This window comes from Spiroplasma endosymbiont of Dioctria linearis (genome assembly GCF_964030865.1).
Taxonomy (GTDB): Bacteria; Bacillota_I; Bacilli_A; order Mycoplasmatales; family Mycoplasmataceae; genus Spiroplasma_A.
The window spans coordinates 728,857-753,634 of record NZ_OZ034984.1 but is presented as its reverse complement, the minus strand read 5'-3'; the positions used below and the strand labels follow the sequence as shown (position 1 = coordinate 753,634).

The 24,778-nt window shown below is 26.1% G+C and carries 25 protein-coding genes and 1 other RNA gene; 24 read left to right on the top strand and 2 right to left on the bottom strand.

Features of this window, described 5'->3' with window-relative positions; all coding sequences use genetic code 4:
- Nucleotides 1–6: 6 nt before the first annotated feature.
- The 5 genes from cmk to AAHM84_RS03165 are packed head-to-tail and all read left to right on the top strand — an operon-like array spanning nt 7 to nt 3,920.
- Nucleotides 7–669, top strand: a complete 663-nt coding sequence (gene cmk / locus AAHM84_RS03185; RefSeq protein WP_342258496.1) for a (d)CMP kinase — start codon at nt 7–9, stop codon at nt 667–669.
- 27 nt (nt 670–696) lie between these two features.
- On the top strand, nt 697–2,010 hold the full coding sequence (der, locus tag AAHM84_RS03180; RefSeq protein ID WP_342258495.1) for a ribosome biogenesis GTPase Der: 1,314 nt from the start codon (nt 697–699) through the stop codon (nt 2,008–2,010).
- A gap of 4 nt (nt 2,011–2,014) precedes the next feature.
- Nucleotides 2,015–3,019, top strand: coding sequence for an NAD(P)H-dependent glycerol-3-phosphate dehydrogenase (locus AAHM84_RS03175; protein WP_339029501.1), 1,005 nt, complete (start codon nt 2,015–2,017; stop codon nt 3,017–3,019).
- 18 nt (nt 3,020–3,037) lie between these two features.
- A complete protein-coding gene (locus AAHM84_RS03170; RefSeq protein ID WP_342258494.1) occupies nt 3,038–3,313 on the top strand; it encodes an HU family DNA-binding protein in 276 nt (91 codons plus the stop codon).
- A 55-nt stretch (nt 3,314–3,368) separates the two neighbouring features.
- On the top strand, nt 3,369–3,920 hold the full coding sequence (locus AAHM84_RS03165; protein ID WP_342258493.1) for a DnaD family protein: 552 nt from the start codon (nt 3,369–3,371) through the stop codon (nt 3,918–3,920).
- On the opposite strand, the gene AAHM84_RS03160 is transcribed toward AAHM84_RS03165, so the two are convergent.
- Nucleotides 3,895–4,380, bottom strand: coding sequence for a Holliday junction resolvase RecU (locus AAHM84_RS03160; RefSeq protein WP_342258492.1), 486 nt, complete (start codon nt 4,378–4,380; stop codon nt 3,895–3,897). The two genes, AAHM84_RS03165 and AAHM84_RS03160, sit on opposite strands and share 26 nt — an antisense overlap.
- A gap of 84 nt (nt 4,381–4,464) precedes the next feature.
- Here AAHM84_RS03160 and AAHM84_RS03155 point away from each other — a divergent pair, with 84 nt between their 5' ends.
- The 7 genes from AAHM84_RS03155 to ffh all read left to right on the top strand — a co-directional run bounded on the left by AAHM84_RS03155 (nt 4,465) and on the right by ffh (nt 10,596).
- A complete protein-coding gene (locus AAHM84_RS03155) occupies nt 4,465–4,794 on the top strand; it encodes a DivIVA domain-containing protein (RefSeq protein ID WP_342258491.1) in 330 nt (109 codons plus the stop codon).
- 27 nt (nt 4,795–4,821) lie between these two features.
- Nucleotides 4,822–5,175: RNase P RNA component class B (rnpB, locus tag AAHM84_RS03150), an RNA gene on the top strand.
- 34 nt (nt 5,176–5,209) lie between these two features.
- On the top strand, nt 5,210–5,662 hold the full coding sequence (locus AAHM84_RS03145) for a nicotinamide-nucleotide amidohydrolase family protein (RefSeq protein WP_342258490.1): 453 nt from the start codon (nt 5,210–5,212) through the stop codon (nt 5,660–5,662).
- 45 nt (nt 5,663–5,707) lie between these two features.
- Nucleotides 5,708–6,748: a recombinase RecA gene (gene recA, locus AAHM84_RS03140; protein ID WP_342258489.1), complete on the top strand. Its 1,041-nt coding sequence runs from the start codon at nt 5,708–5,710 to the stop codon at nt 6,746–6,748.
- A gap of 158 nt (nt 6,749–6,906) precedes the next feature.
- Entirely contained in the window at nt 6,907–7,347 is a 441-nt protein-coding gene (locus AAHM84_RS03135; RefSeq protein WP_342258488.1) for a lipoprotein, read from the top strand.
- Nucleotides 7,348–7,503: 156 nt separating this feature from the next.
- The gene (gene rny, locus AAHM84_RS03130) at nt 7,504–9,030 is read left to right on the top strand and encodes a ribonuclease Y (RefSeq protein ID WP_342258487.1); all 1,527 of its coding nucleotides are present in this window, start codon (nt 7,504–7,506) and stop codon (nt 9,028–9,030) included.
- 222 nt (nt 9,031–9,252) lie between these two features.
- A complete protein-coding gene (ffh, locus tag AAHM84_RS03125; RefSeq protein ID WP_342258486.1) occupies nt 9,253–10,596 on the top strand; it encodes a signal recognition particle protein in 1,344 nt (447 codons plus the stop codon).
- A gap of 161 nt (nt 10,597–10,757) precedes the next feature.
- Here ffh and AAHM84_RS03120 read toward each other — a convergent pair whose 3' ends face one another.
- Nucleotides 10,758–11,657, bottom strand: coding sequence for a hypothetical protein (locus AAHM84_RS03120; protein WP_342258485.1), 900 nt, complete (start codon nt 11,655–11,657; stop codon nt 10,758–10,760).
- Nucleotides 11,658–11,747: 90 nt separating this feature from the next.
- Between AAHM84_RS03120 and AAHM84_RS03115 the strand changes: the two genes are divergently transcribed.
- The 12 genes from AAHM84_RS03115 to AAHM84_RS03060 all read left to right on the top strand — a co-directional run bounded on the left by AAHM84_RS03115 (nt 11,748) and on the right by AAHM84_RS03060 (nt 24,778).
- Complete coding sequence (locus tag AAHM84_RS03115; RefSeq protein WP_342258484.1) at nt 11,748–12,212, top strand: 23S rRNA (pseudouridine(1915)-N(3))-methyltransferase RlmH; 465 nt, start codon at nt 11,748–11,750, stop codon at nt 12,210–12,212.
- A gap of 68 nt (nt 12,213–12,280) precedes the next feature.
- A complete protein-coding gene (ylqF, locus tag AAHM84_RS03110; RefSeq protein ID WP_342258483.1) occupies nt 12,281–13,240 on the top strand; it encodes a ribosome biogenesis GTPase YlqF in 960 nt (319 codons plus the stop codon).
- Nucleotides 13,234–13,866 carry a ribonuclease HII gene (locus tag AAHM84_RS03105; RefSeq protein ID WP_342258482.1) on the top strand — a complete coding sequence of 211 codons (633 nt, stop codon included), beginning with the start codon at nt 13,234–13,236 and terminating at the stop codon, nt 13,864–13,866. Before ylqF ends, AAHM84_RS03105 begins: the two co-directional genes overlap by 7 nt.
- Nucleotides 13,856–15,535, top strand: a complete 1,680-nt coding sequence (locus AAHM84_RS03100; protein WP_342258481.1) for a phospho-sugar mutase — start codon at nt 13,856–13,858, stop codon at nt 15,533–15,535. Before AAHM84_RS03105 ends, AAHM84_RS03100 begins: the two co-directional genes overlap by 11 nt.
- A gap of 100 nt (nt 15,536–15,635) precedes the next feature.
- Nucleotides 15,636–16,763, top strand: coding sequence for a hypothetical protein (locus AAHM84_RS03095; RefSeq protein WP_342258480.1), 1,128 nt, complete (start codon nt 15,636–15,638; stop codon nt 16,761–16,763).
- Between the two features lie 198 nt (nt 16,764–16,961).
- Nucleotides 16,962–18,035, top strand: coding sequence for an adenine-specific methyltransferase EcoRI family protein (locus AAHM84_RS03090; protein WP_342258479.1), 1,074 nt, complete (start codon nt 16,962–16,964; stop codon nt 18,033–18,035).
- A 38-nt stretch (nt 18,036–18,073) separates the two neighbouring features.
- Nucleotides 18,074–19,129: an HNH endonuclease family protein gene (locus AAHM84_RS03085; protein ID WP_342259365.1), complete on the top strand. Its 1,056-nt coding sequence runs from the start codon at nt 18,074–18,076 to the stop codon at nt 19,127–19,129.
- Nucleotides 19,130–20,037: 908 nt separating this feature from the next.
- Entirely contained in the window at nt 20,038–20,868 is an 831-nt protein-coding gene (locus tag AAHM84_RS03080; RefSeq protein WP_342259364.1) for an IS3 family transposase, read from the top strand.
- A gap of 121 nt (nt 20,869–20,989) precedes the next feature.
- Nucleotides 20,990–21,346, top strand: coding sequence for a hypothetical protein (locus AAHM84_RS03075; protein WP_342258478.1), 357 nt, complete (start codon nt 20,990–20,992; stop codon nt 21,344–21,346).
- A 195-nt stretch (nt 21,347–21,541) separates the two neighbouring features.
- Nucleotides 21,542–22,150, top strand: a complete 609-nt coding sequence (locus AAHM84_RS03070; protein ID WP_342258477.1) for a lipoprotein — start codon at nt 21,542–21,544, stop codon at nt 22,148–22,150.
- Nucleotides 22,151–22,248: 98 nt separating this feature from the next.
- Nucleotides 22,249–23,319: an IS3 family transposase gene (locus AAHM84_RS03065; RefSeq protein ID WP_342258476.1), complete on the top strand. Its 1,071-nt coding sequence runs from the start codon at nt 22,249–22,251 to the stop codon at nt 23,317–23,319.
- Nucleotides 23,320–23,446: 127 nt separating this feature from the next.
- Nucleotides 23,447–24,778, top strand: coding sequence for a CoA-disulfide reductase (locus AAHM84_RS03060; protein ID WP_342258475.1), 1,332 nt, complete (start codon nt 23,447–23,449; stop codon nt 24,776–24,778).

The following is a 24,778-nucleotide window of genomic DNA, read 5'->3' as shown; positions in this document are numbered from 1 at the left end:
AAGCAATTGAAATATATTAATATCGCAGTAGACGGTACAGCAGGTTCTGGTAAAAGTTCAGTTATGAAAAGAATAGCTGTTAAGTTGAAAATGAATTTTATAGATACTGGAGTTATGTATAGAGCTTTTACTAAATTTTGTTTAGATAATGAAGTTGATTTTTTAAAGGATGCTGAAATTGAAAAACAGATTAAAAGCTTTAATTTTGAATATATAAATGAAAAGTCTATATTAGTAAATAATATAGAATATGGAAAAAGTATTTTTGACTATGAAGTGGCAGAAAATATTAAATATGTAGCAAAAAATAATAAGGTTAGAGAGTTTATGGTTTTAGCTCAAAGAAAAATGACTCAAAATAAAAACAATATTGTAATTGGAAGAGATATTACTACGGTTGTTCTTCCAGAAGCAGAATTAAAAATATATTTTGATTGTTCAGTTGAATCAAGAGCAGAGAGAAGATTTAATCAAAATAAAAGAAGAAAAATAAAGCCAAATGTTTATGAAGATATTTTAAGACAAATTCAACAAAGAGATGATTATGATAAAAAAAGAGAAATGGGGGCACTTAAAATAGCCCCTGATGCTTGATATTTAGATACAAGTAAATTAAATATAAATAAAGTAATTAGATTAATTTTAAACAAAATAGAAAAACTTAAATAGTAATTACTTTTTAAGGAGGTGTAGTTTATGGCAAGAAAAGGAATTGTAGCAGTTGTTGGAAGACCCAATGTTGGTAAATCTACACTTTTTAATAGAATAATCAGAGAAAAAAAGGCTATTGTTGAAGACAAACCTGGAGTCACTAGAGATAGAATGTATGGTAAAGCTGAATGACTAACTTTACCTTTTATTGTAGTTGACACGGGTGGAATAACTTTACAAGATAGTCCATTTTCAAAAGAAATAAGAATGCAAGCAGAAATTGCAATTAAAGAAGCAGATGTTATTGTTTTTGCAATTAATTATAAAGATGGAATAACTCAAGAAGATGAAGCAGTTGCTAAGATACTTTATAAGACTCATAAACCTGTAATTCTTGCTGTCAATAAATATGATAAAAAGGATCAATTTGATGAGTCCTTTACTTTTATGACTTTAGGTTTTGGTGAACCCTTTATGATATCTTCTACTCACGGTATTGGAATAGGAGATTTGCTGGATAAAATAATTGAAAGTTTTCCAAAGTTTGATGAAAGTCAAGAAAGTGATGAACTTAAACTAGCAATTGTTGGAAGACCCAATGTTGGTAAATCAAGTTTAGTGAATTCATTAGTTGGTGAAGATAGAATGATAGTTTCTGAAATTGCCGGAACAACAGTTGATGCAGTGGATAGTAAAATAAAATATAATGGAAATAGTTATACAATTATAGACACTGCTGGTATGAGAAAAAAAGGTAAGATTTATGAAAATCTTGAAAAATATAGTTACTTAAGATCAATAAGTACGATTAATAAGTCAGATATTGTTTTATTAATTTTAGACTCAAGTGAAAATATTAAAGATCATGATACAAATATTGGAGGTTTTGCTTTTGAAGAAAATAAACCTATAATAATTATTGGTAACAAATGAGACTTAGTTCAAGATAAAGAAACCAATACTATGAAAAGAAAAGAAGAAGAAATTAAGGCTTATTTTAAGTATTTAAATTATGCAAAGGTTTTATTTATTTCGGCAAAAGAAAATAAAAGAATACATAAGATATTTGATATTGTTGATTTAGTTCAAAAAAATATTAAAAAAAGAATTAGAACAAGTTTATTAAATGAAGTTTTCAATAAGGCTCAATTAATTAATCCCGCTCCAAATCATAATGGAGGTAGATTGAAAATATTCTATGCTTCTCAAGTAGAAGCATACTTACCAACATTTGTTTTATTCGTGAATAATCCTGAATTTGTTCACTTTTCATATAAAAGATTTTTGGAAAATCAAATTCGTTCACAATTTGATTTTAGTGGCGTACCAATAACTATAATTTTTAGAGAAAGGAAATAAAAATATGCAAAAAGAAAAAATAGCAATAATAGGGACTGGAGCTTATGGAACAGTTTTAGCTAATGTTTTAGCAGACAATGGTCATGATGTAATTATGTATGGAATTGAAGAAACTCAAGTTGAAGATATTAATAATAATCATTTGAACTCTAAATTCTTTCAGGACTTACTAATTAATTCAAATATAAAGGCAACAACAGATTTTGCAGCAGCCATGGAAAAAGCAAATATTGTAATTTTAAGTGTACCAACTTTTGCTTTAGATAATGCAATTGAAAATGTAATAAAATTTGGAAAGCGTGAAATGCATATAATAAATGTAGCCAAAGGTTTAGATGAAGAAAATCTTGATTTATTAAGTAAAAAAATTAAAAAAAGATTTCAAGGCAAAGATGTTATGAAATCTTATGGTGCAATTTATGGACCTTCTGTTGCAATTGAAGTAATTATGAGAAAACCAACTTGTGTCATGAGTTGCAATGAAGATGAAAAAACTGCTATATATATAGCAAATTTATTTTCTAATGAATACTTTATTGTGAAACCCACAACGGATGTAGTTGGGTGTGAAGTTGCTGCAGCATTAAAAAATAGTGTTGCTATTGCTGCGGGATTGCTGCATGGTTTTTCAGCAGCAGATAATTCAAAAGCATCATTAATTACAATAGGAAATGCAGAAATATATACTATAGCAAAACAATTTGGAGCTAAAATAGAAACATTTATGAATTTTGCAACACTTGGTGATTTGATCCTAACTGCTTCATCATTAAAATCAAGAAACTTTTCATTGGGAGTTCAAATCGCTCAAAAAGATGATGCAAAGACTGTTTTAATTTCTCATAAGAATACTGTTGAAGGAGTTTTATCTTGTAAGTTAGCTTATGAGATCAGCCAGAAATATAAAATTAAAGTGCCAATGTTTGAAATACTATATAAAATACTATACAATAATCATAAGCCTAGTGCGTTAGTAAATGACTTTTTCCAACATGCTAAGGTAGTATAGAGATAGGGGTGTATAGCCATGACAAAAAAAGAATTATCAGAAAAAGTTTCAGTAGAATTTGGTAATACAAAAGCTGATGCTGAAAAAATAATTAACTTCGTATTTGATGAAATTGTAAATGCTCTAGTTAATAAAGATGAAGTTGCAATAGCAGGATTTGGTAAATTTGTTACTGCTGAAAGAGCTGCACGTGAAGGTGTTAACCCAGCAACTGGAGCGAAAATCCAAATTGCTGCAACAACAGTAACAAAATTTAAAGTAGCTAAACAATTAAAAGAAGCAGTAGCTAAATAATAAGAACAAAATTTAAAAGACTTGCAAATAGCAAGTTTTAATTTTGTAAAAAAATATGTTTGAACTTTTTAAAACAGGGTTAATAAGCAAAAAAACTCTTTTAATTTTAAATTATTCAAAAATTAAAATTAATGAAAATCAATTAGCTATTTTACTAATAATTATGGAGTTATCAAATGATGAGCAAAAAAATTTTACACCTTCACAAATAGCAGAACATATGATACTTTCAAAAGAAGAAATTGAAAAAGAAATATCTTTGTTATTAAAAAATCGAATTATTAAGCTGGAACAAAAAGGTAAAAAAACTATCCTTGATCTTACACCTTTATTTAATAGGTTGCTTGTAGAGTTAGAAGAGAAACATTCTAAATTAAGAAATGATAATACATATAACTTTATTGAAAAAATTTTTGATTATAAACTTACAGATAATGAAATAGATAAAATTGAAAATTTTATTGAACTTGGTATTTCAAAACCAAAGATTATGTCAATAATTGATGAATGTAAAATTAATAATATTAAAGATTTATTGAAGAAACTAGAAGATAAGTCAAAAGAAACTTCTGTAAAAATAACTATGTATAATTGATTAAATGATTAAAAATATCATTAAAATTAAAACTAATACCTGAAAAACTTATTTCCAAGAAACTATCTTTGAAATACTGATAGGGTATTTTTTTAATTTTTATATTTTCTAATTCATTTATATGGATAATATATATTTTTTCATATAAATGAAAATATATTATTAGAAAAGCTAATCCATAATTTTTATTTACTAATCTTAATTTTTCAAATTGTTGTTGAGAAAGATTATTCAAATTAAAATAGTCCTTCTCAGACTCTTTGGTTTCAAATTCTAAATAAGTTCCTTTTCATAAACCAATATAATCACAAAAATAGCTCTTCTTTAATCTTGCTGTAATAATATTATCTTTAACTGAAATAATATTGTTATTAATAGGCATTTTATAAATAAAACCACTATTTTCTTCAATAGTACTTATACTATTATTTATAATAGTTTCTAAATACATTCCTTTATTTTTTAATATCAAAATCTCACCCAAATATATTAGTCGATATATCTCTACAAAAAATTATAAAATGAGATACAATTAGACTAAATGGGGGTATAAAAAATGGCAGATTTTATAAAATTAACTAAACAAGAAATTATTGATAAAGATTTTGAAGTTGAATATAAAGGTTATAAAGTAGAAGAAGTTGATGCTTTTTTAGATATGATAGCAGAAGATTATAAATTTTTCGAAGAAAAAGATATTAAAAAACAAAAAGAAATAGCCACTTTAAAAGAAAATATTAATAGATTATCAAATGAATTAACAGAAACATTGGCAACTTTAAAATTAAGTGAAAGTCAAATGGAAGCATTAGCAAGAGCGGGACTAAATAGTTCAGATCTTATTAAGAGAATTTCTAATTTAGAAAAAGAGAGATATAATAAGTAATTTAGTATAAAATAAACAATGAGATTAATTTTGAATCAACTGCTATATTTGAAAAATAATATAGAGGAAACTCCACGCTTGCACATTCTGAGATGAATGTAGTGTTTGTGCTAGAGAAAAAAATAACTTTAGGTACCAATTTATTGGTAACGACTTAAGTATAGTCTAAGGGCATTTATGCCTATGATAAGCTTTTTAAAGTGCCACAGAGACGATTAGCTAGAAATAGTGAAATGGAACGGGTAAACTCCACAAGCAAGAAACTCAAATTTTGGTAGAGGAGCTTAAGGGTGAGGAATTCAACAAGCCTTTGGGATCGCATGCATAAGCGATAGATAGATAGTTGATGCACGTAAGTGTTACAAAACGTGGGTTATGATAATTTAATCTCACTATATTTTTTAAGGATTTGTATATGAAAAAATTATTTGAATATTTAAAATTAAATAATTTAACATTATCTACTTGTGAATCATTTACAGGAGGGTATTTTGCAAATCAAATAACAAATATCTCTGGAGCTAGTGAATATTTCAAGGGTTCATTTATTTGTTATTCTGATGATTTTAAAACAAAAATTTTAGGAATAGATATAGAAGTAATTAAAAAATATAGTGTTGTTTCAAAAGAAGTTCTAGCTTTAATGTTAGAAAAAACTAGTGAAAAAATTAGTTCCGATATTGTTATTGGTTTTACAGGTTATGCTCCACCAAAATATGAAGATAACAAATCTGGTTTAAGTTTTGTTGGTTTTAGATTTAAAAATAAAAATTTTATTTATAAATTTCTTATTAAAGAAAGTATTACAAGAGAAGAGTATAAAACTAGAGCAAGTGAATTTATTATTAATAAAATTTTAGAAATTTAATTTTAATTCCTTATTGTCGATAATGATAATTGAGGAGGAAAATATATGATAGAAAAAATATTAGAAAAAAATACAAATGAGGTGCTTTTAAATATGAGTGATAATAATATTTATGATGATCCTGCTTTTAAAAGTGTATTAAAAGATATTGAAAAAACTTTTGGAAAAGGATCAATTATGAAATTAGGAGATGCTGCCAATTCAGCAATTGAAGTTACTCCAACAGGTAGTTTTTTACTTGACAGAGCTATTGGCGTTGGAGGATATCCTAAGGGTAGAATTATAGAAATTTATGGACCAGAATCAAGTGGTAAAACTACGCTTTCTTTACATGCAATTTGTGAAGCACAAAAAAATAATGGTAGGGCAGCTTTTATTGATGCAGAGCATGCATTAGACCCAAGGTATGCTCAAAATATTGGTATAGATATTAAAAATTTAGTTGTGGCTCAACCTGATTCAGGTGAACAGGCTTTAGATATTTTAGAAATGTTAATTAAATCAAATACTATTGATATAGTTGTAGTTGACTCTGTTGCTGCTTTAGTTCCTAAAGCAGAATTAGAAGGTGAAATGTCAGATCAACAAATTGGGTTACAAGCAAGATTGATGTCAAAAGCTTTAAGGAAAATTAATGGTATAGTTTCGAAAACTAATACTACAGTAATTTTTATTAATCAATTGAGAGAAAAAGTTGGTGTCATATTTGGAAGTCCTGAAATAACTCCTGGTGGAAGAGCTTTAAGATTTTATTCATCTATAAGATTAGAAGTAAGAAAAGGTGAAACAATATCTACAAATGGTGAGGCAACTGCAAATAAAGTTAAAATTAAAGTTGTAAAAAATAAAGTAGCGCCACCTTTTAAAACTTGTCAAATTACTATTGCATATAATAAAGGTGTAGAAAAAGATCTTGAAATTATTGAAATGGCTACAATATATAATATTTTAAATAAAGCTGGAGTTTGATATTCATATGGTGAAGAAAAAATTGGTCAAGGAAAAGAATCAGTGAGGGAATGATTTAATAATAATCCAGAAAAATACTTAGAAATTCAAGCTAAACTTAAAGAAAGTATTGAATAAATTTATAACTGTATTTAATGCAGTTTTTTTTATTTTAAAATTTTTTATTAAATTTAAATTATTTTTATTTATAAAAATTATAAATAAAAATCATAAATCTAATTTATAATTTTTATATCTAATAAAGATATTAGAAATAGAAATTAGAGAAAAAATATATGAAAAAAATCTTGACTTTATTGGGTTCATTTGGACTTATTGGTACAGCTAGCACAAGTGTTATTGCTTGTAATAATGTAAATACTATTGAAAATACAGTAAAAAATTTGCAAAAAGTTTTAAATAAAGTAGCTGTTGAAACAGAAGAGGAGGCAATTAATGCAATTGAAGAAGCTGCAAAAAAAGTTGAAAATGTAATTATGGATGAATCAATTTTACCTACAAAAAACTTTGAAATTTTATTTATTAGTGCAGTAAAAGAGGAGAATGAAAGTGCCTCATTTAGTTTTAATGAAAATATAATTTCCAAAGCAGAGCATTCTCATGAACATATTCACTATATTATTACATATAAAAAAGCACAATCAATTAATGAGAATTCTTCTTTTAATTGATCAGCTCAGAGTTTTACTTTTGAAGTTGAACTACATGTTGGATAATATTTTCAAATAAACAAAAATTATTATTATTTTTGTTTATTTTTTTATTTATAAAATCTTCTTTGCTATTTATACTATTGTTATTAATTAATGTAAAATAATAACGTTGCATAAGGCAACGCCACGCTTTTCTAGGATTGGAGAACAATGCTAGTTATGAACGATGATTTAGTACATGTGTATATTGCGATAATATCTTTTTTAATAGTGCTTTTAATTGTATTAGGTACAGTTATAGTATATTTAATTAAGTCTCGTCAGCGCAAATACATTTTTAAAAAAACATTAGACGAGTCAAAAGAAGTTAAAATGAAAATTCTAGCGGAAGCAAAAGCAGATGCAGCTTTAATAAAACTTAATGCTGAAAATGACGCTGAATATATCCGAGAAGAAATTTTAATTGAAACTAAAAATTTAAAACAAAAAAAAGAAAAATTCTTTGAAGAAATAGAAATTTTGAATAAGAAGGAAGAAGAACTAATTCAGGAAAAAATTAATACAAATAAAATAAAAAATGAATTAGCCATTCAAAAAAAGAAATTTCAGTTAGCTCTTGAAAATATTTCAAATTTAACTGAAGATCAAATAAAAACAGAGTTATTTAATATTGTAGAAAATAAATATTTAAATGAACTTTCAAATAAAATTAAAGATTATGAAAATAAATTAAAAGTTAGAGCTGAAAAAAAAGCTTCTGATATATTAATAGATGCAATGCAAAGTTGTCATATTGAAATCACTTCTGAAAAAAATACAACTTTTTTTGAAATTGAAAATGATTCTTGAAAAGGTAAAATTATTGGTAAAGAAGGAAGAAATATAAAAACATTTCAATCTTATGGGGGTGTTGATTTAATTATTGATGATACTCCAAATAGGGTGACAATATCTTCTTTTAATCCAATAAGAAGAGAAATTGCATATTTAACTTTAAGCGAACTTATAAAAACAGCAAGAATTCATCCGGCTACAATTGAAGAACAATTAATAATTCAAGAAGAAAAATTGGATAAGCATTGTTTGGAGATTGGAAATGAAGTCCTGTTAAATTTAAATATTGATGATTTACCTGAAGAAATAGTTAAAATGCTAGGTAAATTAAAATTTAGACATAGTTATGGTCAGAATGCTTTGCAGCATTCAATTGAAGTTGCAAAGATATCTAGAAAAATTGCTTTAGAGATGGGTCTTGATGAAAAAATAGGACTTAAATCTGGTCTTTTACATGATATTGGAAAAGCTGTGGACTTCGAGCAAGAAGGAAGTCATGTAAAATTAGGAGTAGATATTCTAAAAAAATATAATCTAGAGTCTGAAATAATTAATGCAGTTGAATCACATCATAATGATGTTGAAAAAGAAACATACTATGCAGAAATTGTAGCTATAGCAGATACTATGAGTGCTGCAAGGCCAGGAGCCAGAAATAATGATGCAGATCAATATTTTATAAGAATGCAAGAACTTGAAGATATTTGTTTACAACAAGAAGGTGTTCTTAAAGTTTATGTTCTTAAAGCAGGAAGAGAAATAAGAGTTATGGTAAATCCATCTGTTGTAGATGATTATAGTATGAAAAAAATATCTTTAAATTTAAAAGAAAGCATTCAGAAAATAAATAAGACTCCAGGAGACATTTATATAACTATAATCCGTGAAAAACGAGAAGTAATAAGATTATAGGAAATGTGAACTAAGGAAAATAAATTCCTGTCTTAAGATTTATAACGCTAGTTTCAACTAGCGTTTTTAATTTATCTTCATTAAATTTTTTAATTATAGATTTACAAAAAAACTATAATTTTATTTATTATTAACCTTTACTTTTTAGATAATTATAATTATTTTTTTGGCATTTCAAAAATTGTGTTTTTTGTTATAATTAATTGAGATTGGAGTGAAACTATGGGATTTGGAGATTTTTTAGCCAATAGAATGAAAAAGTCTATTGAAAAGAATTTAAAAAAAACTACTTTAAATAGTGATAATGTAAAAGATGTATTAAGAGAAATTAGATTAGCTCTTTTAGAAGCAGACGTTAATATTGATGTAGTTAAAAAGTTTATAGCAAACATTGAGGAAAAAGCTCAAGGTGTTTTCATTGAACAAGGTGTTAGAGCAGATCAACAAATGGTTAAAATAGTTCACGCAGAACTAGTTGAAATTTTAGGGAAAACAAATAAACCATTAGAAATAGATAAAAAGCCATCAATTATTATGATGGTTGGTTTACAAGGTGCTGGTAAAACAACAACAGTTGGTAAGCTTTCCCATTTAATTACCAAAAAAAATAAAAAGAAAACATTAATGGTTGGTTTAGATATTTATAGACCAGGAGCTATTGATCAATTAGTTGAATTAGGTCAAAAAAATAATCTAGATGTTTTTCAACAAGGTAAACAAAGTCCTGTTAAAACTGCACAGCAAGCAGTTGATTATGCTCAAAAAAATGGTTATGAAGTAATAATTTTAGATACTGCAGGTCGTTTGCAAATTGATAAACAATTAATGGATGAACTTAATGAAATTAGAAAAGTTGTTTCTCCTCAGGAAATAATTCTTACTGTTGATGGAATGACTGGGCAAGATATTATAAACGTGTCACAAGAATTTAATAACTTATTAAAATTAACAGGAGTTATTGTTACAAAACTTGATGGAGATGCTCGAGGGGGAGCAACATTTTCAATAACTGATATTACAAAACTACCAATTAAATTTATTGGAGAGGGTGAGGGAATTGGAGCTCTTGCTGAATTTTACCCAAAAAGAATGGCTGATAGAATTCTTGGAATGGGTGATGTTGAAACATTATTTGAAAAAGCAGCTGATGTTGTTGACCAAAGAACAATGGAAAAAACAATGAAAAGAATGTTTGCAGGTCAATTTGATTTAGAGGATTTAAGAAATCAAATGGAACAAGTTGCAAAAATGGGAAATCTTGGAGGAATTATGAAAATGGTTCCAGGATTAAATGGTAAAGTTAGTGAAACACAAATTAATCAGGCTCAACAAAAACTTTGAGTTGCAAATATTTTAATGACTTCTATGACATTAAAAGAACGAAGAGAACCAAGACTTCTAAAAGCAATAACTAGAAAGCAAAGAATTTTAAAAGGTTCAGGTAGAACAGAAAAAGAATTTAATGAGCTTTTAAATCAATTTGATAAAGGTAAAAAGCAAGTTATTGAATTAACTAAATCACTTAAATCTGGAAAAATGCCAAATCTTGGTGGAATGAAATTTTAAAATTAAAAAACCAATAGATAATAATCTATTGGTTTTTATTTATTGCTTTTATTAGTAAAATCATTAGATTTTTTTGATAATTAGGCTTTTACTATTTTAAAATAATAAAACTCCCTATATATTTTAATAAGTTTTCTTTTATTAAAATACCTTAGAGAGTTTTATTTAATTTCAATTTTCTTTATCTCTTTTTCTCTTTGAGAAATAGCCTGTAATTTTTTATTAGCTTCTTCAATTGTTTTTTGAGTACTTTCTAATTCTATTCTTCTTTTTTCAATATCTTTCATTTTTTTTCATACACCAGTTTTGATTGCGTCTGACATTAATAAGACTGAAAGTAAAGTTATATTAAAAATATCATTAATAATTTTAGACACATGTTTTTTTTCTTTTGCAGATAAATTATCTGCTTTATAAGATTCTAAACTTTTAACATCTCTAAAATAATTTTCTGCAAAATATTTTCCAAACTTTTGATAAATTAATGCTTCACCCTCATGAGCGAAAAGAGAAATGCTTTTAAATAATATTAATTTCATTTCAACTTCATCTTCACCAGTAGATCTAAATTGCTCTATAACATAGTTCAATCTATCATCATGAAATTCATCCACCAATTCTTCAACAACAATTCTTGAAGGCTGTCCAACTAATTTTAAAATTGGTTTTTTACTTGCAGTTTCATACTCTATAAATTCATAATTCATTGCCTTAATATATTTTTTAATACGTAAAGGTAATATATACATATCATATGCAATATACTCAGAATATCTTCATTTTCTTGCAATGATTTGTGTAATTATATTATAAACCATTTCTAAAATAGTTAAGTTTAATGCTCTTTCACTAACTTTAAATTCTAATTTATTTAATCTCAATAATTGATAATATTCATATCCATAATATTCAAGTGAAATCATATTAAAATATGTTTGAATAGTTGAATTATTCATAATAGCAGAATAAGAAAATTGAATATCAGGCACAAGTGCATCAACTATATTTTCAAATTGTGGTCTGTAGTCTAAAATTGAATAAAATTTATTTTTTTCAGCCATAAAATATCCTCCAAAATATATTTATATTTTATCATATTTTTTTTTGAATAAATATGTAAGTGTATAATTATAAGAGTTTTAGGAGTAAATATGAAAATAAAAATAATTTGTTTTAATAAAGTTAATAAGGAATATAGAGAAGTATATGAAGCATACATTGATAAGCTTAAAAAACATTCTATGTTAGAGATGATTGAAATTAATGAATTTGATCATGGTGATATAAAATCTAATATGGTAAAAAATGAGCAAAATATTAATTTAAAATTACAAGAAAGTAAAGATTACGAAATATTTTTATTAGATATTAACTCTAAGCAATATAGTTCTGAATTAATTGCTGAAACCATAGAAAAAAATCAAAATTTTAAAAATGGGAAAATATGTTTTATAATTGGTCCAAGTGATGGATTTAGCCAAGAGTTTAGAGAAATTCATAATAATAAAATTAGTTTTGGTTTAATCACTTTACCTTATAATTTGGTAAGAATAATTTTATTGGAACAAATTTATAGAGGGTTTAAAATAAATAAAAAACAAAAGTATCATAAATAATTAAAAAATAAATTAGATTTTTTAATAATTAAACTATAAAATGATACTATCACTGAGGAGGTAATCCTATGAATGATGAAAAATCAAGTTTTAATTGATTCCCAGGTCATATGAATAAAAGTATTAAGGAAATTGAACAAAAGATTTCTATAGTAGATCTTGTTATGGAAATTGTTGATGCAAGAGCACCTTTTTCAACACAAAATCCATTATTAAGAAAAGTTTTAAACACTAGACCAAGATTAATAATTTTAACTAAATTTGACTTATCAGATAAAGATATAACTAATCAATGGACTGAATATTTTAAATCCATTGGAAATACAACATATATTGTAAAAGATAAGCAAGCTGATATTTATAGTGATGTTTTAAAGCTTATAAATGAAATGACAAAAGAATCACAATTAAAACAAAAAAAACGGGGAATAGAAAAACCACAACTTAATGTTTTAGTTGTTGGTATTCCAAATGTTGGAAAATCAACTGTTATTTCAAAACTATCAAGAGGTAAGACTTTAAAAATAGGCAATAAACCAGGAGTAACAAGAGGTATGCAAAGAATTGTAATGACAAATAATATTACATTGATTGATACTCCCGGAATTTTACCTGCAAAGTTTGAAAATGAAACTGTAGCTTGTAATTGTGCTGCTACTAATTCAATTAGATTAGATGTCATTCCAAAAGAGAGAATGGCAACTAAATTAATGAGATATATTTATAATTCATATCCATCATTAATTGAAAATACTTATAAAATTAATAAGCACGTATTAAGACCAATAGATTATGATGATACATTTACTATCTTTGAAGAAATTGCTAAAAGAAATAAATTTACAATTCTTGATGAAATAGCTGATGTTGAAAGAGCTATTGAACTTTTTATTCATGACATTATTAAAAATAATTTAGGAAAAATTTCATTTGAAAAACCAATTGAAATTAAGGAAATATCAAACCAATCAATTAAGGAAAATGATTTAGATTCAACAGTAGTAAGTGATTTAACAGTTGAATGATAGAAAACTCAAGATACTTATTTGATCAAAAAATAAGAGAAGAAAATAAGGTTAATTTAATTTCTGGAAGTGATGAGGTTGGTAGGGGAGCAATGGCAGGTCCAATTGTTGTAGCAACTGTAATTTTAAAACCTGAGTATAACAACTTTAAAATTAAAGATTCTAAATTATTAAATGAAAAGCAAAGAGAAGAATTGTTTGATGAAATTAAAAAAAATTGTATTGACTATAGCATTTGTGAATATGATTCAAAATTTGTAGATGAATTTAATCCAAAGAAAACAAGTCGAATAGGAATGGTAGATTCTATTAAAAAATTAAAAATTAAGCCAGAAGTTTGCTTAATTGATGGAGAAAATATAGAATTAGATTTGTGTAAAACTATAAAAATTATTAAGGGAGATAACTTGAGCATTACTATAGGAGCTGCAAGCATTTTAGCAAAAGTTTATAGAGATAGGATAATGAATAATTATCATTTAAAATATCCACAATATAACTTTATAAAAAATAAGGGATATTGTACAATTGATCACCAAAATAGAGTTAAAGAGTTTGGTGTTTTGGATATTCATAGATTTTCTTATAAACCAATAAAATTTCTAAAGGAGAAAAAACATGAATTTTAATAAAAATAATGAAGTCTATCAGGAGTGATTGAAATCTAATCACTTAGATGAAAATTTAAAAGAGGAATTATTAAAAGCTAGTGATGATGAATTAAATGCTGCATTTAATATGCAATTAGAATTTGGAACTGCTGGTATAAGAGGTATTCTTGGTGCCGGACCAGGTAGATTTAATTTATATACAATTAAAAAAGTGACAATGAGTTATGCAAAATTATTGTTATCAAAATATGGAGATGTTTTAAATAGAGGTGTTGTTATTGGTCATGATAATAGAAAATTCTCAAAAGAATTTTCTCAATTAGCTGCTGAGATTTTAACAAGTTTTGGAATTAAAGCATATTTATTTAAAGATAATATTATGAAACCAACTCCAGTAGTTTCTTTTGCAACAAAGCAATTAAATGCCATTGGAGGAATTGTAATTACTGCAAGTCATAATCCTGCAGTTTATAATGGATATAAAATTTATGATGAATTTGGATGTCAATTAATTGATGAAGATACAAAAATAATTGCTGAATATATGGAAGAAATAAGTGATATTTTAAATTGAAATTATAAGTTTGATAAAACTCTTTTAGAAGTTGTTCCTCAAAATGTATTAAAAAAATATAAAGAAATGATTGAAAATTTACAATTTTATAAGAATGAATCAAGAGATAAATTTAAAATGATTTATTCAGCTGTTAATGGAACAGGAACTGAATTTACTCCACCATTATTGAGAAGTTTTGGTTATGAAGTAATAGAAGTAAAAGAACATGCATTTGAAGATGCAACGTTTAAAAATGTTGGTAATCCAAATCCAGAATTTGAACCTGCTTGAAAAATTCCTTTAGAATATGGAGAAAAACATAAAGATGCTTCAATTATTATTATTCAAGATCCAGATGCAGATAGAATTGGTTGTGCTGTTAATCATAAGGGAAAATGAATTAGAATTGATGGTAATCAAACTGGTCCATTATTAATTGAATGAAAATTAAGTCAAATGAAAAAACATAAGTTAACTCCTAAAAATCCAGCTATGTACTCAAGTTTTGTTACAAGTGATTTAGGTGATAGAATAGCAAATGAAACTTATAATGTTAAAGTTATAAAAACTCTAACAGGTTTTAAATGAATGGGTTCAGAAATTTTAAAAGAGTCTGAAAGAGATCTAAATTTTGTATTTGCATACGAAGAAAGTTATGGATATGTTCTTGATTCATCAACAAGAGATAAAGATGGAATTCAAGCAACAACAATGTTAGTTGAAGCAGCATGATATTATAAACAAAAAGGTAAAACTTTAATAGATGTATTAAATGATCTATATGCTAAATATGGATATTATTATACATACACTGAAAACTTAAATTTTAAGCCGGAAGAAATTAAATCAAAAGTAGAGCCTATTATGAAAAAACTTAGAGAAGAAGAATTTTCATCAATGGGTGGCTTAAAGTTAAATTATGTTGAAGATTATATTGACGGTTTATTCAATATGCCTGGACAAAATTTAATGAAGTTTTACTTTGAAGATGGAAGTTGATTTGCAGTAAGGCCTTCGGGAACTGAACCAAAAATAAAAATATATTTCATTTGTGTAAGTAATAATGAAGAGGCTGCAATGTCTAAATGTGAATTATTATTTAAAGATTTGAAAAAATTCTTAGAAATATAAAAAAATAATGCTTGTACAGTGAGTATAAAAAAGTAATCATTTTAAGGAACTACAATTCGTATTTCCTTTTTAAGTTAAAATAATACAAAGGAAAATTTAAATGAAAAAAATATTATCTTTGTTGAGTTCAATTGTAATTGTGACATCAGCAACATTCGCATCTATTTCGTGTAGTCCGAATAACAATGATAACAACGAACCCGAAAAACCGGAAACTACATTTGGAACTTTATCAAATTTAATAACTCCGCAAGACGTTATTTATAGTGTTGATATTTTCGCAAGGGATGAACAATATTTTAGTTATAAAGACAAAAAAGTTATAGAAAAATTTACTTCAGGATATGATCAAGAAGATTTAAAATTATTCAATAAAAATGGAAAAATTGTGCGACATGACGAGGATGTTAAAAGGTTCTTTTTACCACTTTTCAATGAGTCAAAAGATTTAGATAAAAATAAGGAGTATAAAGTTTTACTCTCTGCCGATAAAGGGGATTCTGAAATAACTATAGAAATTTATGAATTTGAAGCAACAAATTTAATTGAGTTAAAAGTAAGTTATATTCTAAACTTAAATGATGCATGCAAAATAGGGATTAGAAATACCAATAATCTATATACAATAAATGAACAAAATATAAACACACATTCATCTTATAGAGCTATTGAAGTTTTGGGAATTGGCTTTATTGATGATCTTGTGATAGAAACAAATGATACAAATAATGAAATTATCATAGCAAGAAGAACCGGGCCCTCATCAGACGCAATTGATGGTGTGGCGTTAGATGCTTTTGCAAATGGTGAAGTAAGGGTAAGGATTTTTGATAAAAGAAAACCCAAAGAATTTGTTGAATTTTTAGTGATTGTTGACATTAAAGAAATTCAATTGTCAGAAGTTTTTTATAACTCAAAGATATCCCTGAAAGAAATTCAAAAAAAATCAAACAACAAAACTAATAATATGGAATTATTTGACTATTGTAGTTTGTTAGTTGATACACTTTACAAAAATAATAATATATCAGAAGATGAAATTAATTTACGAAACGGTATGAGCAATGCATTTTGACACTATACTGAAAATAATAATATTTATAATGTTGAGCAATTCAAAAATAATCTAATTAAACAAGAGACTGTCATTATAGATGAAAATGATATTGATGAATCAAGTAACTGTTTTTATTTTAAAGGACAGGTTAAATTTGAGTTCTCAGAATAAAGTAAAAAATCCCAAACGAGTACAAAATAGACCTTATATATTAATTCAGATTCATCATTAAAATATTAAAGGCGCTTAATGGTGCACTCAATTATTTATTAAAACTATATTATCTGAGTAAATACTATTTGTTTTTATAAAAAAAAGCATATTTTATATATGCTAATATTTACTTATAGAATAAGGAAAACGAGAAACATGGCTAAAAATGCAGATTTAAGAAAAGCTGATAAAAATAAAAATGATGAGTTTTATACAACCCTAGAAACTATCGAGGATGAAATTAGATATTATCCAGAAAAATTTTTGGGAAAAACAGTTCTTTGTAATTGTGATGATCCAGAACTTTTATCTGTTTTGAAAAATAGAATTAGTGTTAAAAGGTTCAAAATTAAAACTGAACGTACTATGTTTTATGAAAGGTTTAAAGATAAAGAACTTTTAGATAATGCTTCTAGTCAATTTTGAGTTTATTTTCATAAACAATTTAAATTTTTGGGGCTAAAAAAATTAATTGCAACTCACTATAAAGAGGATGGCGGAAAATCATATGCTATGGTCTATGATGGAACGGGCGATGATTCAAATATTTATAATTTTGATATGATTAATTTCAAAACTTCAAACGGGGACTTTAGATCGGATGAGTGTATTGAATTATTAAAAGAAAGTGATATCGTTGTTACAAATCCGCCGTTTAGTCTTTTTAGGGAATTTATAGATTTAATGGAGGAATACGGTAAACAATATTCCATTATTGGAAATGTAAACGCGATTACTTATAAAAATGTTTTCCCTTTAATAAAAGAAAATAAAGTTTGACTTGGGAAAAGTATACACTCAGGAGACCGATGGTTTGCTGTTCCAGAACATTATGGAGCCGACGCTGCAACTGTGAAGATTGATAAAATAGGTAGAAAATTCATAAAAGTAAAAGGAGTAAGGTGATACACTAACTTAGACTTTGCTCAACGTCACGAAGAACTTGTGTTAACTGATAAATATGATAATAGTAAAAATCCAAAATATGACAATTATGATGCAATTAATGTTGATGTTACAAAGTCAATTCCCGAAAATTACTATGAACCAATGGGTGTTCCAATTACATTCTTAGATAAGTTCAGTCCTGATCAGTTTGAAATTATTGATGGAATTGGAAGATATAGTATTATGAGCAACAAAGAAACAAAAGCTGCTGGTAATTATCTTTCAATGATTAATGGAGTAGCTAAATATTTTAGAATAATAATAAAAAGGAAGAATAAATAATGGATATAAAATTAAAGAATATTCCAGTTAGAGATTTGGTGCAGGGTTATAAAAATAACGCCTTAACTGGTGTTCAGGCTTATGGTGGAAAATTAGATGTAAGACCAGCATATCAAAGGGAGTATGTTTACAAAGGTGAGCAACGTGAAGCGGTGATTAATACGGTATTAAATAATTTTCCGCTCAACGTATTATATTGAGTTGATAATGGAGACGATAATTTTGAAGTCTTAGATGGACAACAAAGGATTATAAGTATATGTGAATATGTTTCTAACATTTTTCATATTAAAAGTAATTATTTTCATAGTTTAAGCAACGTTGAAAAAGACAAGATATTAAATTATAAACTTATGGTGTACTTTTGCACGGGAACTGATAAAGAAAAGTTAGATTGATTTACTACTATTAACATTGCGGGTGAACAACTATCGAATCAAGAGCTTAGAAATGCTGTTTATACAGGAGCGTGATTAAGTGATGCTAAGAGATATTTTTCCGCTCCGGGTCAAGGTGCAGATAAGATTTCAAAATATTATGTAAATGTACAAGTCAATAGACAAAATTTATTAGAACTTAGTTTAAGGTGAATAATTTTAGACAAAAAAATGAAAACCATAGAGGAATACATGAGTACTCATCAACTTGATAATGATGCAAATGAATTGTGAACATATTTTAGAAAAGTTATTAATTGAATTGAAACCACTTTCGTTGATCATTATTCAGAAATGAAAAGTGTAGATTGAGGTAGACTTTATTTTAAATATAGTGAAAATTCGTATAATTCAAGTGAATTTTCTATTAGGGTAAAGGAACTTCGTAGAGATGATGAGGTCACTTCTAATAAAGGTATTTATGAGTTTCTTCTTTCTGGAGAGGAAAAACACTTGAGTTTGCGAGCATTTACAGAAAGTCAAAAAATTTCTCAATATGAAAAACAAAACGGACAATGTTTTGTTTGCCAAAAGAAGTTTGATATTGAATTAATGCAAGGTGATCATTGAATACCATGGTCGAAAAAAGGTAAAACAACACCAGAAAATTTAAAAATGTTATGCAGAGATTGTAATAATATTAAAAGTAATAAATAATAAATTAATTTTGTTTACTCAATTTCAAAGAATATTTTTTGCAAAGGATATCAGTTTTTTGCAAATGTGATATCATTTGCAAGTTTAAAAAACATAGTGTTTAAAGTACTTTTAGAAAAAATCGGGTGCCGATTGTTAAAAGTGATATCAAATGTGATATCACTTTTATTTTCACTGATATCATTTTTTGGCCGAATAAACCAACCTTTTAGGGGGTTTATAGTCAAAATGATATCAGTCTTTATCCTGCTACCCAAATTTACAAAATTTTTACTATGATATTTGGGTATAAATTTTTCATTTGTAACGTTATAATATAAATATCAATTAAGGATTTAATTGTGGAAAGCTGCTTGTAGGTGACCTAGTCTACTTGTGGAACAACTAGCTTCTTAGGGAACTTTTTAGAGGCTAAAACTAGAGTGTTGGGAAGAAGTGAATTTTCACTTCTTTTTATTTTTTTGTAACGCTATAATAAAGGTATATTTGGAAAGTGATTTTCAAGAGGTAATTTTTTTCGCCTAAAGAAAAGGAAAACAATCCGTGCTTGATTGGGCTGATGCACACTAAAACTCTTCGGAGTTTTTTTATTTATTAAATATAAATGTTTAGATTCTATAAAAAAATCATTGTGTTAAATGATATAATATAAGTAAGGAAAACAAAGCACTGTGTGAATGGCTCTTTGTTTTTTATTTTCTAAATTTAATATTTTGAGAATCGTTCACTGGTGTAAAAACCAGTGTTTTTGTTTTTCTGAGTTTATCTTGGGGGAATATAGTGAAAAAAGTCAGACTCGATTATTATATGAAAATTGAATTACTAAAAAAACATAATAAAGTTATTGATATGAAAAATATTAATAAAGTTTTTTTCATAAAAGAATTGGTAGATAAAAATAACTTTTTTTAAAAGATGTTTTAGAGCTATTTAATCTTAAAAGATCATACTGACTTAAATATAAAAATATTTATTCACAACGATTAAACAAAGATAAACAAATAACAAAATTAATACAAAAAATTTTCATTGATAGTTTATGCCAATATGGTTATAGAAGAATTACTGCAGATTTAAAATATGAATACAGTATAAATATTAGTCATTGAAAAGTAAGGAGAATTATGAGAGAAAATAATATTTATTCAAACTATGTTATTAAGAATAAGAAAAAAGCAGAAAAAAGAATATATAAGGAAAAGCCTAAATTTTCAAAAGATTTAATTAATAGAGAATTTAACTTATCAAGAGCTGAAAATCAAATTTGATATACAGATGTTACATACTTGATATCAAAAAATGGTAAAAGATATCTTTCTACAATAATTGATGAGAACACAAGAAAAGTTGTTGATTACAAGATTTCATTACATAATGATAATGGATTAGTAATGCCAAATATTATAAAAGCCGTTAAAAGTGTTGAAGAAAAATTTATGAGCACTGAAGGTTTAATTCTTCACTCTGATCGAGGAAGCCAATATACTTCAGGTGAATACAAAATATTTACAGATAAATATGGAATTTTAACTTCAATGGGAGAAACTGGTGTTTCATATGATAACGGTTTAATGGAAGGTTGACATAGTCAACTCAAAAAAGGAACAATTCACAATAATAAGGAATGTAAAGAAGATATAAATATGTACGTTGAATGGGTTCATAAATGAATTAAATGATGAAATTTAGAATGTATTAAAAAAATAGATAGAAAAGAAAAGGAGAAACCTGTATGGTAAAAAAAATAACTAAGGACGAAGCGTTAGCAAGTCTAAAAAAACTTATAAAACATATATAAAACCAATGATTGAGCATTCAAATAAGAATGGCGAATGCCCAATATGTGATAAAGTGGATCTTATGGCAGGAGGAGTTTGCGAACCATGTTTTTTTAGATTCTTTTTAGAAGATAGACTCACATATTGAAAAACTGAAGGAGTTTATCAACTTAAATTAGGATTTGAAGAAATTTTAATTTGCGATGTTTGTTATATAAGAGATGGTGAATATATGAGTGCTGATACTATGAAAGTAATGTGCGAAGTTGATTTTCAAGAATTTAGTAAGCATGAAAAAACTTACGTAGTTGAAGGTAAACAAATAACTTGCGAATGTATTCAAAAATACGACAGTAATAAAATGCTGACTTTAGATCAAGTATGCGAAAAGTGTAGAAATGAGTTTACTAAAGAATTAGCAATTAAGAAAAGTAATTAAAAATCATCAGTTGAGCAAGAATTAATTTTTATTAATTCTTTGCAAGACTTGATTTTTTTTTTGTCAAAATAACTACAAGCAATATCGGATAAGACAAATTGCGTTATTGATTAAAAAATATTATTAATCAATAGTCGATATTCGCAATAACAATATAAAACAAAATTAAATTTTTAAAATAAGGAAAATTAAAATATGAAAAAATTATTAGGAATTTTAGGAGCTGCTGGTTTAGTAGTTTCTACAAGTGCTGTATTGGTTTCTTGTGGTGGCGGAAATGACACTGTTGAAAAAGAAATTGTAAAAAATGAAGAACTTTCAGAAATTGTTGAAAGTAAATTAATTAATGAAAAAGATGGTGGAAAAATTGATGCCGATGCACCCGCAAACATTACATATAAAGACTTCTTTCACAAAGAAGGCAGTAATCCAGAAAGTTATAACTTTTTACAAGTAAATGTTTATGACAAAATTAGTGAATCACTAACTAATGTAGAAACAAAAGCAAAAGATATGGAAACAGTATTAGACTGATCACATAAAGCAGTTAGTTTAGCGTTATTCGAAGACGGTAAAGAAATTGATGTGAAAGTAATCAATTCACCCGAAGATGAAAATAAAACAATGAAAACTTTATTTTTAGAAGCGGTTAAAAAAATGGGAATTGGTGAATTTGATGAACAAGGAATTTGAAACAACAAAGGACACGAAACAACTTCATTAGCTTTAAAGTTTGATAAAGATGTAAAAAGTGAAATTCAATTAGAAAATATTCACTATATGACAATGACATTTTTTGAATAATATTGATATCAAATTATAAATAAATTGAAATATAAACAAACATTAAAGAATTGAAAACTCAATTCTTTTTTTGCGCTTTAATTAAGTAAAGGAGAAAAATGAAAAGAGTAAATCGTAAATACGATTTAGAGTTCAAAAACAAAGTTATATCTGAAATTACAAAAAATAATTATTCAATAATGTATGCTGCAAAATTATTCAAAGTTAATTTTGCAACAATAAATACATGGTTGTATAAAAATAGAAATCCAAAAGTATCTAAAAAAAGTATTATTGAAATTGCCCCAACCAAAAAAGAGTTGCTAGTAGCAATGAGAGATGAATTAAATAATAATTCAAAAATCAAAGTAAAAGATCTTTTAATAAAATATAATCTCAAAAAATCCTATTGGGATAAGTATAAAAACATTGATGAAACTTATGATCGTGATTTTGATATTTATCAAAGAATCAAAAAAATATTTGATGATAATTTATGTCAATTTGGTTATAGAAGAATACGGGATTATTACATTAAAGAATACAATACAAATATAAGTACATCAAAAGTTTTAAGGATAATGAGAAAATATAGTATTATTTCAAATTTTCAAAAAAGAGCAAATTTAGTTAAGTTGATAAATAAAGGTAGAACTAAATCTGACTTAACGTACAAAGACCTTATAAGGCGTGATTATAAGTCCGTTACGGAGCCAAATAAGGTTTGGTACACTGATGTTACGTATTTGGTTTCAAACAATGGTAAATTATATGTTTCAACAATTATTGATGGCAGTACAAGAGAAGTTATTGATTACAAAATTTCAAATAAAAACAACAATGAGTTTATTATTAAAAATTTAAAATCAGCAATTAATAAAACAAAAAGAAAAGGTTTGTTTAAAAATGGAATGATTATCCATTCCGATAAAGGGTCGTCATATAAGACGCATGAATATGCTAGTGTTGTAAATAAACACAAGATGATTATTTCTATGGGACGCACTGGAGTTTGCTATGACAATATTGTTATTGAATCATTTCACTCGTTATTAAAAAAAGGGACAATACATAATAATAAGCTTTGTAAAAAAGATATTAGCATTTATAAGAAATCAGTTATCAAATGATATTCTTGATATTCAAATTATAAAAAACAAGGTAAATATACCTTGTTTAAAAAACTCTAAATTTATGATTACTTTTTTTGTATCACTACATTGTCATTATTTTTTTATATTTAAAATGAAAAAAGCGAATTTAGTACTTATAATAATATTGGCATTAATATATTGCAAGCTAAAGGTAAGGAGAAAAATGAAGACATTAATTATTGGCGGTAGTGCAACTGGAATGGGTGTTGCTGCTAGACTTAAGAGAAATGATCCTAGTATAGAAATAACTGTTATACAAGAAAAGGATTACGTTTCTCTTGGAGCATGTGGACTTCCATATTTTGTTGCAAATAATTTTGAAGATAAAAATATTTTAATAGCAAGAACAAAAGAAGAGTTTGAAAAAACAGGTATTAAAATTATATCTAATACAAAAGTAGATTCAGTTGACTTCAAAAATAAAAAAGTATTTTTTAATGGTCAATTTGAAGATTACGATAATTTAGTTTTAGCAGTAGGGGCAAAGCCTATTAAGCCAAATGTTAGTGGTGTTGATGGAGAAAATGTTTTTTCTCTTACAACATTAGAAGATGGAGTTTTATTAAAGGAAAAAATAATTAATAATGACAAAATCAAAAAAATTGTTGTTGTTGGAGCTGGTTTTATTGGATTAGAAATGACAGAAAGCCTTACTGAATTGAATAAACAAGTATATTTATTGGAAATGGAGTCAAAAGTTATGAAAAAGGCTTTTGATGAAGAAATTTCTAATTTAATAGAAGAAAAATTAATTGAGAAAAAAATTAATACTTTACTTGGAGAACAATTAGTAGAAATAAAATTGAAAAATAAAAAAGTTAGTTCAATTTTATTAAAAAGTGGTAAAGAAATTAAAGCAGATGCAGTTTTACTCTCTGTTGGTTTTCAACCAAATACTTTATTCTTAAAAAATAGTAATTTAAAAATGAATGACAGAGGAACAATTATTGTTAATCAAAAGGGTGAAACAAATGTTAAAGGTGTTTATGCAGCTGGCGATTGTGCAACCTCTAAGGATTATATTAATAATGAAGATATTTATTCACCATTAGCTACAGTTGCAAGTAAGTTTGCAAAAGTGATAGCAGATAATATTTCTGGAAAAAAAGCAAAATTTATTGGTTCTATTCAAAGTTCAATGTTAAGAATTTTTGATTTAGAGATAGCAAGAACTGGAATAACAGAACAAATGGCATTAAAAAATAATATGAATATAAAATCTGTTTTTATTAAAGATAAGGATCACACGAACTATACTCCAAATCAAAAAGACTTATATCTTAAATTGATAATTAATGAAAATACAAAAGAAATAGTGGGAGCTCAAATGGCTGGAAGTAATAGTTCTGTTTTAAGAATTTATGCTTTGGCGGCTTTAATTTGACAAAAGGCAAAAGTAAACTCTGATTTAGAACAAATTGATTTACCTTATGCTCCACCATTTTCAAGAACTGTCGATATTATTCATATCGCTTTATCTAAGTTAAACAAATAA